This window comes from Fibrella musci (genome assembly GCF_041321105.1).
Taxonomy (GTDB): domain Bacteria; phylum Bacteroidota; class Bacteroidia; order Cytophagales; family Spirosomataceae; genus Fibrella; species Fibrella musci.
In genome coordinates, this window is sequence record NZ_JBGGWD010000006.1 from 632264 (window position 1) to 643902 (window position 11639).

Annotated in this window: 11 protein-coding genes; 7 read left to right on the top strand and 4 right to left on the bottom strand. The window is 54.4% G+C overall.

Annotation, left to right across the window (positions count from 1 at the left end; translation table 11 throughout):
* The first annotated feature begins 154 nt into the window (after positions 1-154).
* Complete coding sequence (locus ACAW74_RS21965) at positions 155-553, top strand: hypothetical protein (RefSeq protein WP_370700379.1); 399 nt, start codon at positions 155-157, stop codon at positions 551-553.
* A 6-nt stretch (positions 554-559) separates the two neighbouring features.
* A complete protein-coding gene (locus ACAW74_RS21970; RefSeq protein WP_370700380.1) occupies positions 560-1246 on the top strand; it encodes a hypothetical protein in 687 nt (228 codons plus the stop codon).
* A gap of 54 nt (positions 1247-1300) precedes the next feature.
* Here ACAW74_RS21970 and ACAW74_RS21975 read toward each other — a convergent pair whose 3' ends face one another.
* Complete coding sequence (locus tag ACAW74_RS21975; protein ID WP_370700381.1) at positions 1301-2338, bottom strand: methionine synthase; 1038 nt, start codon at positions 2336-2338, stop codon at positions 1301-1303.
* Between the two features lie 90 nt (positions 2339-2428).
* Here ACAW74_RS21975 and ACAW74_RS21980 point away from each other — a divergent pair, with 90 nt between their 5' ends.
* Both ACAW74_RS21980 and ACAW74_RS21985 read left to right on the top strand, forming a co-directional pair.
* A complete protein-coding gene (locus ACAW74_RS21980; RefSeq protein ID WP_370700382.1) occupies positions 2429-3004 on the top strand; it encodes an acyl-CoA thioesterase in 576 nt (191 codons plus the stop codon).
* Positions 3005-3100: 96 nt separating this feature from the next.
* Entirely contained in the window at positions 3101-3340 is a 240-nt protein-coding gene (locus tag ACAW74_RS21985) for a hypothetical protein (protein ID WP_370700383.1), read from the top strand.
* Between the two features lie 6 nt (positions 3341-3346).
* On the opposite strand, the gene ACAW74_RS21990 is transcribed toward ACAW74_RS21985, so the two are convergent.
* Positions 3347-4702 (bottom strand): MATE family efflux transporter, encoded by a 1356-nt coding sequence (locus ACAW74_RS21990; RefSeq protein ID WP_370700384.1) that lies wholly within the window; start codon positions 4700-4702, stop codon positions 3347-3349.
* A 72-nt stretch (positions 4703-4774) separates the two neighbouring features.
* Complete coding sequence (locus ACAW74_RS21995; RefSeq protein WP_370700385.1) at positions 4775-6133, bottom strand: MATE family efflux transporter; 1359 nt, start codon at positions 6131-6133, stop codon at positions 4775-4777.
* Positions 6134-6269: 136 nt separating this feature from the next.
* Between ACAW74_RS21995 and ACAW74_RS22000 the strand changes: the two genes are divergently transcribed.
* Both ACAW74_RS22000 and ACAW74_RS22005 read left to right on the top strand, forming a co-directional pair.
* Entirely contained in the window at positions 6270-7664 is a 1395-nt protein-coding gene (locus ACAW74_RS22000) for a sensor histidine kinase (RefSeq protein ID WP_370700386.1), read from the top strand.
* A 14-nt stretch (positions 7665-7678) separates the two neighbouring features.
* Positions 7679-9340 (top strand): NAD(P)/FAD-dependent oxidoreductase, encoded by a 1662-nt coding sequence (locus ACAW74_RS22005; protein WP_370700387.1) that lies wholly within the window; start codon positions 7679-7681, stop codon positions 9338-9340.
* Position 9341: 1 nt separating this feature from the next.
* Here the strand turns inward: ACAW74_RS22005 and ACAW74_RS22010 are convergent, their stop codons facing one another.
* Positions 9342-10250 (bottom strand): Rpn family recombination-promoting nuclease/putative transposase, encoded by a 909-nt coding sequence (locus ACAW74_RS22010; RefSeq protein WP_370700388.1) that lies wholly within the window; start codon positions 10248-10250, stop codon positions 9342-9344.
* A 60-nt stretch (positions 10251-10310) separates the two neighbouring features.
* On the opposite strand from ACAW74_RS22010, the gene ACAW74_RS22015 reads away from it, so the two are divergent.
* Positions 10311-11561 carry a glutamate-5-semialdehyde dehydrogenase gene (locus ACAW74_RS22015; protein WP_370700389.1) on the top strand — a complete coding sequence of 417 codons (1251 nt, stop codon included), beginning with the start codon at positions 10311-10313 and terminating at the stop codon, positions 11559-11561.
* Positions 11562-11639: the final 78 nt, after the last annotated feature.

Consider the following 11639-nt stretch of genomic DNA (forward strand, 5'->3'; position numbering starts at 1 on the left):
AACAGGCAGAAACCCGTATTCGAATGCGTAGTTCTACGTAACCGGCTGGTTCATTCGCAATAAAACTGCCGCTAACTCAATCCAAAATCGGGACGTGTGGATAGCTGAAAGCGTTTTGGTAGCTTGCCTATGGAATCTTAAACCAATCAACTCAATGCCCAAGCGTGATAAATTTCATGGCGATGTCGGTCAGTTTCTGACTGGCAAAGACGCTATAGAGCGTACTATCCGTTACAAAAAGCACAAAGAGCAGGATCAGAATTGTGCCCCCGATACTTACACACGCGGGGAGTTTTTCGGCATTAATCGGATCAATAGCCTGCTGGGCCGGAAAGACTGCGTGGGTATCCGGATCTACTACGGTAAGCGCTACGAGGATAAAGACGAGAACCCCGTCGATGAAGGTAAAGGCGAATTGAAATCGCGTCTCGTTATTGTTGGCGTACGCGCTGATGGTACAGATATTTTCGATGACAAAACCGGCCTGAAAGGCGATGGCGATGGCGACGCCCTAGGCGACGGCCACACCTGTCCGCGGCACTGCGCCCCATAGTTGAACATGCTAGACCGGTTATTAAGCCAAATCGACAAATACCCTTTTGACTTTATAAGCCATTTTTTTCTACTCCTGCCTGTATTATTCTGTGTAATCAGGCGGGAGTTTTTAGATAAAATATTGCTTTGTGTCGGCCTTTATTTTTTTATCCGATTTTTAGAAGAAAGCGTTCTGCTGTATTATGTACTACACAAAAAAAGTACAATTAGCCTGCAAAAAGGATTGTTGGCGATAGATACACTTATCGTTGCCGAACTATTCTATCTGGCCCTAAAGCAGCGTTATGTGGCTCGACAGGTAGGTATATCGTTAGCCTTAATTACTGTCTTTATTACTATTATCACGTATATATATAGTCAGTATAGTTTTATAAATGCATCGCTCTTTCGGGCGCTTATCATCTTTTTTGCTATTGCTTATTTCAATAAGATACTGGCTGAAAACCGCGTCCTACGGATCGTTAATCATGCTATGTTTTGGGTAAGCGCCGGCTTCCTGATCTACGGTATGGGTACGTTCATGACGTCGCTATTTACTGATTACCTCCTCGACCCAACAATTACGTCTGATCAGACATTTGATTTATTCTGGAATATGAGTCAGTTTCTAAGCGTTATTCAGTGCGTACTGGTGTCTATTGGTCTGTGGGTCAGTAAGTTTGACCGTGAAAACTACATACAGCCAATCTGAGGCAATAGCAGGTACGTTTCATAAATCAATAGCCAACGTACCTGCTATTGTAGCCTATACTAGCCCTAATTCTTGTCGGACCAATTTCGCTCCTGCCACCATATTAGTGAGTTTCTGTTTGGTGGCCCAGCGGGCGGTTTGGCTCATGCCACAATCAGGAGCGATGGCGAGTTTTTCGGCAGGTACGTAGGGCAGGCATTTATGAATACGCTCAGCGACGTCCTGCGGGGTCTCGATGTAATAACTTTTTACGTCGATAACACCCACGGCCACATCGAATTTTTCGGCAAATCGCGTCAACAAATTGACTTCTGAAAAATTCAGAATTGTCATTTCTGAATGCAGTTCATCGACGGTCATATCCAGGAAATCGGGGAGCATGGGTGCGATGGTTTTTTTACCCACCGATCGGCCTTTGTAATTGCCAAAACAGAGGTGCATGGATAGGCGCGTCTTGCCGACGCCCGGTGCCACGGTCCGGTTGAAAATATCGACAAAGCGTTTGGTGTCTTCGCGGTACGCATAACAACTCATCGATGGTTCATCGACGCAGATTTCTTCAACCCCCAGCGCAACCAAATCGTCGATTTCCTTTCGTACGATGGGTAACAGGGCTTCCGTAATCTCCCAGCGGTCTTTGTATACGGCGCCAGGCAGCAGGCGCCCACTTAGGGTATATGGCCCCGGAATCGACATCTTCAGGCGCTGACCGGCCGGCGCGAGGCGTTTGAGTCGCTGGTATTCCTCCACCACACCGAGGCCACGCGGAGCCGTCAGCGGTTCGGTAATGGTGTGCTTACCGCGCTGATCGTGAGCGGGCGGCCCAAATCGGCGCAGTTCCTCGTCGTTGTTCTGAATGCCTTTGATGTAGCCGTAAAACGACAGATTAAAATCGAAGCGGGTTTGTTCGCCATCGGTAATGACATCGAGCCCGGCGGTGGTTTGGTCGTGAATAGCCGTGATGACGGCGTCTTCGATCAGTTCATGGATGTCGGCCGGGCCAAACGCGTTGAGGTTTTGCGAGGCATGCTCGAGCCAGCCCGGAAAGGGCAGCGAGCCAACGACAGTGGTTTTGATAGGTACGGGCTGCATGGTGTGCGTGGGTGGGGTTTTCTGGCTATTAGACTTCCAATCCTAAGTCTGAAAAAACAGGGAGCGGCGGGTTTTACCCATTTTTGTACCATGAACACGTCTGATGCTGCCCGCCCCGTGAGTTACTCACGCACTACCCTAACCGAATTGATGATTCCAGCCTACGCCAATTTTGGCGGTAAGATTCACGGCGGCACGCTGCTGTCGCTGATGGACAAGGTGGCCTATGCTTGTGCGGCCAAACATGCCGGTGAATACTGCGTAACGGTGTCAGTCGATGGTGTCAATTTTCGGCAGCCGGTCGAGGTGGGGGAATTGGTGTCACTTATGGCATCGGTCAATTATGTGGGGCGTACATCGCTGGTTATTGGCATCAAAGTCATTGCCGAGAACGTTAAAACGGGTCTGGTGAAACACACGAACACGTCGTATTTTACGATGGTCGCGAAAGATGAAACCGGCAAACCGACCGAGGTACCACCCCTGCTGCTGGAAGCGCCCGACGATGTTCGCCGTTTTTTAGAGGCGATGAAACGCAAAGAACTGCGGGCCACGTACAGCGAGCATTTCGACAATGCCCGCAACCATATGCTTCTCAAAGAAAACATGACCAAGCTAGCTGGCGAACGCTGCGTCTTAAGAGAGGAACTGAAAACAGAATGCTGAAATATGAATTATGGGATATGAAAAAGTGCTGCTAGCTCAGGTACGTTATCCAGGTAACGCCAATCCATTTCATGATTCATTTTTCATAATTTTTCCATGTGGTACTTCATTCTGAAACAGGACGATCTAAAACCGGAGCCTTACCGGGCTTTACAGAAACAGGCTACCCTTACGGAGGTGGAGCCTTTCAACGAACCCCATTACAACCTTTGCCTGTTTACGGTAGATGACTACGCCGCTTTCGTGGATGCGCTCGATCTGATGGGACTGCGTTATGATGTAGCCAGGCAGCGCCCTACCCGCGAGCAACTGCTGGAACGGCTGCGGAGCGACTAACTGAAATCACTCGGCCAGGCTGAAGAAACGGGAAGTCAGCAGGATGGCCGCCACGCTAAGGCCTACCAGCAACCCAACCCAAACGCCGAGTATATCGTAATTGAGCACGAACCCAAGCACGTAACTGGTGGGCAGCGCCACAAGCCAATACGAAAAGAGCGTAATGAGCGTGGGTACGTTCACATCGGAGAGGCCGCGTAACATGCCGATGCCGACAACCTGAAACCCATCGGCCAACTGAAAGAAGGCAGCCATGAATACCAGCATGGCGGCCAGACGGGTAACCTCGGGGGCATCGGTCAGGTAAAAGCCAACCAGCGTTTCGTTGAACAGCATAAAAATGAGGGCTGTTGTGCCCATCAGTAACGCCGAGAGGGCAAACGCCGCCAATCCTGCCTGCCGAATACCCATCAGGTCACCCCGACCGTAGGCGTTGCCCACTCGAATGGCAACGGCCGATGAGATACCCATCGACATCATGTAGGTGCTCGACACCAGATTGATGGCGACCTGATGAGCAGCCAGGCGGTCGGTGCCGAGCCAGCCTACAAGAATTATGGCGACGCTGAACAGGGCAATCTTGAAGAAGAAAGTCAGTCCACTCGGCAGACCGAGGCGTAGTATCTGGCGCATGTCGGCCAGAATCGGTTGCTGATTAAAAGCTGGCTTAAAGTAGGGTCGAAACGGCGCGGACCGGTGAATGTAGAACAGCATCGCTAGGGCCATGAACACCCGCGACAGCAGCGTCGCCATCGCCGAACCCTGCACACCCATGGCTGGAAAAGGTCCAATGCCCAGGATGAGCAGGTAATTAAACAAGGCGTTTACGGCCAGCGCGGCGACTGTGATCACCATGGCGATGCGGGGATAACTCAGACCATCGGATAGCTGCCGGGCGGCAATGAACACAAATAGGGGTACGTTAGACGCACTCATAATGAGCATGAACGGGCGGGCCAGGACGTTTACTTCGGCGGTTTGACCAAACCACTCGATGCCTAGTGCCGCAACCGCGACTACCCCCCCAAAGACCACTCCCAGCAACATCGCTACCCGAAGCCCAGCCCGGTATTGGCGATTGATGTCGGCGGCGTCGGCGCGCCCGTGGGCCTGCGAGACCAACGCACTCACCACCGACAGTGCGCCAATACCAATACTCGACAGCAGCAACGACAGCGATGCCGACAAGCCCGCCGCGCCCAACGGTACCGCCCCCAGCAGCCGGCCGATGAACAGGTTATCGGTAACGCTCATCAACATATTGCTCAGCTGAGCAATAATGATGGGAATGCTCAACCGGAGAGTGTCGATCAGGTCAGTGCGGAGTGACGGTGGCCTCAAAATCGGGCTTTCAGGTTGCATGTAAAGATTACTCAGAAGCGGTTTATTGAGTAATTGTCATGTGAAAGTACGAAATAAATGGTTACAAACCTGTTAGTTGGTAGCCGGGGGTGCCAGGCGGAAGAACCGGACAGTGAGTAAGATAGCGGCTACGGTTAGCCCCACCAGCAACCCCGCCCATACGCCCTGCGCGTCGTAGCCCAGTACAAAGCCCATAATGTAACTGGTGGGCAAAGCCACGAGCCAGTAGGAAAAGAGGGTGATCAGCGTAGGTACGTTCACGTCGGAAAGGCCGCGCAATACGCCAATGCCCACGACCTGAAGGCCGTCGGAAAGCTGGAAAATGGCAGCCATTAGCACCAGCGACGACGCGATCTGCGCTACGCTGTCTGTAGGTTGCCCCGGCGTATCGCTAATGTACAGACCGACGAGCGTATCGTTGAAGAACCAGAAAACCAGCCCTGAAGCGCCCATCAGCACTGCCGACAGCGCAAACGCGGCCACGCCTGCCCGACGAATGCCCGGCCGATCGCCTCGCCCGTAGGCGCTGCCCACCCGGATCGCCCCCGCCGACGAGATGCCCGTAGCCATCATGTAGGTACTCGACGCCATACTGATGGCAATCTGATGCGCGGCCAGCCGGTCGGCACCCAGCCAGCCTACGATAATCATCGCCACGCTGAACAGGGCAATTTCGAAGAAAAACGTGAGGCCGCTGGGCAGCCCGAGGCGTAGTATCTGACGGACGGAATCGATCGCCGGTTGAACCGCCACGTTAGGGTCGAAGAAAGGCTTGAACTGACGCGACCGGTGAATGTAGACTAACATCGCTACGGCCATAAACACCCTCGACAACAGCGTAGCCGTCGCCGAGCCCTGCACGCCCATGGCTGGTAGCGGCCCGATGCCCAGAATCAATACGTAGTTGAGTAAGGCGTTGAGGCCCAATGCGGCAACCGTGATCGTCATGGCTACGCGCGGAAAGCGCAGGCCGTCGCAGAGTTGCCGGGCGGCGATAAAGACAAACAAAGGCAGCGTCGACACGCTGATAATGAGCATGAACGGCTGCGCCAGGGCGTTTACTTCGGCGGTTTGGCCAAACCACTCAATGTGCCAGGCGGCCAGAGCGACCAGCAGGCCCAACCCGATGCTGAGCAACACCGCCACCTGCAACCCGGCCCGGTAGTGCCGGTTCACCTCGGCGGCGTCGGACCGGCCATTGGCTTGTGAGATAAGTGCCCCGATGACCGTGAGGCCCCCAATGCCAATGCTCGATAGCAGAAAGGACAGCGACATCGACAAGCCAGCAGCCCCGAGCGGCACAGCCCCCAGCAACCGGCCCACAAACAGGTTGTCGGTCAGGCCCATAAGGGTGGTGCTGAGTTGCGCAATGATAATCGGGATGCTTAAGCGGAGGGTATCAGACAGGTCGGCACGTAACGGGGAAGGCATAACAGAAACGGGTAATGACTACTTACCTAATGACCCTTTACGAACAATCGTTCAGCTTACAGAAAAGGCCGCGCCGATTGGCTAACCCTTTCGTTGAATTCTTGGTTATCAGGAAAATTAAACCACCTACCTCTGTATGGTCACTCCCGCCGACCTGCGTGCCTTTCCGTCCTTTGAACACGTACCCGACGAACAGCTAAGCTGGTTTATCGATCATGCCGAGGAGGCAACGTACCCAGCCAAGCACATGCTCAACAAAGCGGGTGATCCCATCGATTACCTGCGCCTGTTGCTCGACGGCAGCATCAGCATTGTGGAAGCGGGGGGCGAACCGCTACTCGAATACAGAGCGCCGGCCATCCTGGGGGTGTTGCCGTATTCGCGTATGACCGAGGCCAACCTGCCTCTTATAACCGATACACCCGTGCGTACGCTGAATCTGCACCGCGACCACCTCCGCGATATGACCACCGGTTGCTATGAACTCACGGCCGCCCTGGTACAGCAGATGACCGACCGCGTGCGCAACTTCACGCAGCAGGCGCAGCAGGAAGAAAAAATGGCGTCGTTGGGGCGCTTGTCAGCGGGGCTGGCCCATGAACTGAACAATCCCGTTTCGGCCATCGTGCGGAATGCCGACGCCCTCAAGCATCAGATGCGCGCCACGCCGGAGCACTTCAAGGCGATCATGCACCTGAACCTGACCGACGAGCAGACCGACACAGTTAATGAATGGCTGTTCGAAAAGCTCGATCATAAAACGGGGCCGCTCAGTCTGCTGGAACGCAGCAGTCTAGAAGATGACCTGACCGACTGGCTCGACGATCAGAAGGTGTTTACCAATAATACCGAAACCGCCGATCTGGCGGTTTCGCTGGCCGAGTTTCGGTTTAGTGAGGTCGATCTGGATTTTATTCTCGACCGGATTGGCAAGAACAATCTGGCTGGGGTGCTGCTATGGGTCAACAATAACCTGGTTATCGAGAAACTGGTGGTCGATATTGGCGAGGCTTCGAAACGTATGGCGGCGCTGGTGTCGTCGATTAAATCGTATACCCATATGGACCGGGGTGGGGGCAAAGAGGCCGTGCATGTGGGTGAGGGTATACAAAGCACACTGACGCTGCTGGGTCATAAGCTTCGGGCCAAAAACATCGCCGTAACGCTCAATTTCCCGCCTGATATGCCTACCGTACAGGCCTGGCCCGGCGAACTGAATCAGGTCTGGACCAATCTTATTGACAATGCCATCGATGCGCTGCCCGATAAAGACGGCTCGCTCACGATTGGCAGCCATATCGAACGGGGTCAATTCCTGTACACGACCTTCACCGACAACGGCAGCGGCATTCCCGAAGCCATTCAGCGGAAAATATTCGATCCATTTTTTACCACGAAAAGCGTAGGAAAGGGCACCGGGCTTGGGCTCGACATTGTGCAGGGCGTCATTCGCCACCATAATGGCAGCATAACCGTTCAATCTAAACCCGGCGAAACGACCTTCACCGTATGTTTGCCTATTAACGCATAGCGCCCGTTCAATCCATGAAACAACCCATCATTCTTGCCATCGACGATGACGAACAGGTACTCGAAGCCCTGCGGCGTGACTTGCGGGCCCGATACCGCAAAGACTACCGCATCCTGACGACGGCGTCGGCCCGAGAGGCGCTGGCATCGCTGACGGAACTGAAGAAAAAAGGGGATACGGTGGCGCTGTTGCTGTCGGATCAGAAGATGCCCGAAATGCTTGGCGTTGAGTTTCTGAAAGAAGCCCGCACCATTTTTCCGAGTGCCAAGAAAGCCTTATTGACGGCCTATTCCGACACCGAAGCGGCGATTCGGGCTATCAACGAGGTGCAACTCGATTACTACATCAACAAACCCTGGGATCCGCCCGAAGAAAAGCTGTTCTCTACGCTCGACGGGCTACTGGCCGACTGGCGGGTCAACTACGTACCTGACTACGAAGGGCTGCGGCTGGTTGGCTATCAGTTTTCGCCCCGCTCGCACGAACTGAAGGATTTTCTGGCCGGTAACCTGTTTCCGTATCAATGGCTGAACGTCGAATCGGACGATCGGGCCAAGCAACTGCTGGAAACGCACGGGCTGACTACCGCGGATTTACCGTTGGTCTTACTGGAAAACGGCGAGGTGCTGGCGCAACCCACGTTACAGGAGGTCGGCGAAAAGCTGGGGTTGACGCCCAAAGCCGCTGGTGAACTGTATGACCTGGCCATCATTGGCGCGGGCCCGGCCGGGCTGGCGGCGGCGGTATACGGCGGGTCGGAAGGATTACGGACGATCCTGGTCGATAAACGTGCGCCGGGTGGGCAGGCAGGTACGTCGTCGCGCATCGAAAATTACCTTGGTTTTCCTAATGGCCTCAGCGGCTCCGAACTGACGCAACGCGCTATTACACAGGCCAAACGCTTTGGAGTGGAGTTTCTGGCCCCGCAGGAGGTCAACGAGATTCTGTCGGAGGGGCAGTACAAGCGCATCAAGATGGTCGACGGTAGCGAGATCGTGACGCGGGCTATTCTGTTGAGCACGGGCGTTTCGTACCGAAAGCTGGAAAACGATACCCTCGACAAGTTTACCGGTGCGGGCGTTTATTACGGCGCGGCCACCACCGAAGCCTATGCTTTCAAAGGACAACCCGTGTATGTGGTCGGCGGGGGTAACTCGGCGGGTCAGGGGGCGATGTACCTATCGCGAACGGCCTCCGACGTGTACATCTGCATCCGGCGCCCGAGCCTGTCCGAGACGATGTCGCAATACCTGATCGATCAGATCGAACGCACGCCCAATATCCACCTGCTGCCCTGCACCGAGATCGTGGCGGGGAGAGGGCATGATAAGCTCGAAACCGTAACGATTCGCGATTTAAACACAAACGACGAGCGCGACGAGAAGGCGGGGGCGGTGTTCATCTTTATTGGGGCCAAACCGCTGACCGACTGGATCGAGATGGATATCATCCGGGACGACAAGGGCTTCATTCAGACGGGGCGCGACCTGATTAACAACCCGCGTTATAAAGAAATCTGGAAGCAGAAACGCGAGCCCTTCTCACTGGAAACGTGTAGCGCGGGCATCTTTGCGGCGGGCGACGTGCGATCAGGCGCCATGAACCGGGTTGCCTCGGCCGTGGGCGAAGGCGCAATGGCCGTCAGCTTCGTGCACAAGTATCTGGCTGAGAATTAACCTACTTCGACTGCTCCTGAATTTGAGCGATGTAGGCACGGACCTTTTTCAGGGGTAATTCCAGAATGGCGGCAATGGTCTTTTCGTCGATGCCAAGCCGGAGCATAGAGCGGAGATGTTGAAATGTGGCTTTTTCGACGCCTTCTTCAACCCATTCTTCGTATGCGTTCATAACCTTTTGCCTGTTTTTGAGCGAAATTTTATGGAAAATAGCAATGATCTCCGACTTCTTCAAACCGGAACGTAATGAAACATACAGTAGGCCGGTTCCGATGAATTCAGTACCTGCGGTGTCGCCTGCCAGTTCATCCAGCACGGTACTAAGTGACTCCAGCATCGCTACTAACCGCAATTTGTTCCGAATGGTTGCTAGCAACCCGGCGGTCAGTTTAGCATAATTCGATCGAAATAGCTCCATTTTCTGGCTGACATTCCGTTCGTTCAGATCGATGAGATAATAGTGAAAATCGGGGATAGAGTTAACCAACTCGATAGGTAACCGATTAAAGTAGCTACGCATTGGGCGATTTTTCCAATTGCCCGCTCCGTGATAAATAACGATTGTGACTACGGGGCGCAATGGTTGACTTTGCCGCAACTGACTTTGCCAGTAGTTGAGTAGATACTGATTTAATTGAAAATGAGGATAGGGTTCAACATAACTCTTGTGTTCAAGCAGAAGAGCAATGGTCAGCGAATGATTGCCGAATTCGGCGGCGTATAGCATATCAACGAAATGCTCGGACAGATTTTCTCCAACATGCGATTCATGTAATCGGGTCAGCGTGTCGAAGCGAAGTTGTGCGATAAAGGTGGCTGGTAAGTAAGCCTGCATAAAATCGGCTACGACATCGGGGCGGGAAAATGCCTCCTTAAAGAAGCGATCATGAGCGTGCTGGTCTAAAGCCATGAAGATCAGAATGTGGTGGGGCTAGTAAGCTACAGAAAAACCGCGACCTTTGCGCCCATTATGACACCGATAACGCCCCTTCTTCAGGCTGCTCAGCAGGCAGCGGCTGCCGTGCGACGGCTCAGTAGCGACCAGAAAACGACCTTGCTCAATCGGCTGGCCGATGTGCTGCTGGCGGCTACACCGCAGATTCTGGCCCAAAACCAGCTCGATCTGGACGCGATGCCCGATACCGACCCGAAGAAAGATCGGTTGCGTCTCACCGAAGGCCGCGTAGCCGATCTGGCCGACAGCCTGCGGCAGGTAGCGGTACTGCCCGACCCAGCGGGTGTGGTGGTGCTGGAGCGCGAAATCGAGCAGGGGTTGCGGCTGAAAAAACTGGCTGTACCGCTGGGTGTGGTGGGCGTTATCTACGAATCGCGGCCCAACGTAACGGTCGATGTCGCTTCGCTCTGCCTGCGGTCGGGCAATGCCTGTGTGCTGAAAGGCGGCAAAGAGGCCGACCATACCAATCGTGCGTTGGTCAGCCTGATTCATCAGGTGCTTGTCGAGAACAACGTACCCAGTGCTGCCGTGACGCTGCTCCCGCCCGACCGCGCTGTCGTCAATGAACTGCTCACGGCCGTCAGGTACGTCGATATCATCATTCCCCGCGGATCGGAGTCATTGATTCAGTACGTGCGGAAGAATTCGCTTATCCCGACCATCGAGACTGGGGCGGGCGTCTGCCACACCTACGTAGAGGCCTCGGCCGATCTGGACAAGGCGGCGCGTATCGTGGTCAACGCCAAGGTGACGCGCCCCTCAGTGTGTAACTCGCTCGACTGCGTGTTGGTCGACCGGGCTGTGGCGGCCGATTTTCTGCCCCGGCTGCTCCCCGATTTCAGGCAGTACAACGTCGAGGTGTTTGCCGACGATACGGCATTCGGTATCCTGCAAGCGGCTGGGTACGTTGCCCTGCAAGCCGCGCAGCCTGCCGATTTTGGTCGTGAATTTCTCGATTACAAGTGCGCCGTGAAGGTGGTCGATGGGCTCAACGAAGCGCTGTCGCACATTCAGGCGCATTCGTCGAAACACTCCGAAGCCATTGTCTCGACCGATCAGGTCCAGATTGACCGTTTCCTGAGCGAGGTAGACGCTGCGGCCGTATACGCCAACGCCTCGACCCGTTTTACGGACGGAGGTTGTTTTGGTCTGGGTGCCGAAATCGGTATTTCGACCCAGAAACTCCACGCCCGTGGTCCCTTTGCCCTCGAAAAACTAGTCACCGAAAAATGGGTCATCACTGGCGACGGGCAGGTTAGGGGGTGAAATGAGTTCAATGGTCAACGTCCAAGGTCCAACGTGGCTGACGCGCATTTGTTCAGGCGTCAGCCACGTTGGACCTTG

Bases quoted from the DNA above. Each gene is read 5' to 3' on its own strand.
- ACAW74_RS22015 (WP_370700389.1), top strand. From the start codon at position 10,311: ATGACACCGATAACGCCCCTTCTTCAGGCTGCTCAGCAGGCAGCGGCT.
- ACAW74_RS21965 (WP_370700379.1), top strand. From the start codon at position 155: ATGCCCAAGCGTGATAAATTTCATGGCGATGTCGGTCAGTTTCTGACT.
- ACAW74_RS21975 (WP_370700381.1), bottom strand. From the start codon at position 2,338: ATGCAGCCCGTACCTATCAAAACCACTGTCGTTGGCTCGCTGCCCTTT.
- ACAW74_RS21985 (WP_370700383.1), top strand. From the start codon at position 3,101: ATGTGGTACTTCATTCTGAAACAGGACGATCTAAAACCGGAGCCTTAC.
- ACAW74_RS21995 (WP_370700385.1), bottom strand. From the start codon at position 6,133: ATGCCTTCCCCGTTACGTGCCGACCTGTCTGATACCCTCCGCTTAAGC.
- ACAW74_RS21990 (WP_370700384.1), bottom strand. From the start codon at position 4,702: ATGCAACCTGAAAGCCCGATTTTGAGGCCACCGTCACTCCGCACTGAC.
- ACAW74_RS22005 (WP_370700387.1), top strand. From the start codon at position 7,679: ATGAAACAACCCATCATTCTTGCCATCGACGATGACGAACAGGTACTC.
- ACAW74_RS21970 (WP_370700380.1), top strand. From the start codon at position 560: ATGCTAGACCGGTTATTAAGCCAAATCGACAAATACCCTTTTGACTTT.
- ACAW74_RS22000 (WP_370700386.1), top strand. From the start codon at position 6,270: ATGGTCACTCCCGCCGACCTGCGTGCCTTTCCGTCCTTTGAACACGTA.
- ACAW74_RS22010 (WP_370700388.1), bottom strand. From the start codon at position 10,250: ATGGCTTTAGACCAGCACGCTCATGATCGCTTCTTTAAGGAGGCATTT.
- ACAW74_RS21980 (WP_370700382.1), top strand. From the start codon at position 2,429: ATGAACACGTCTGATGCTGCCCGCCCCGTGAGTTACTCACGCACTACC.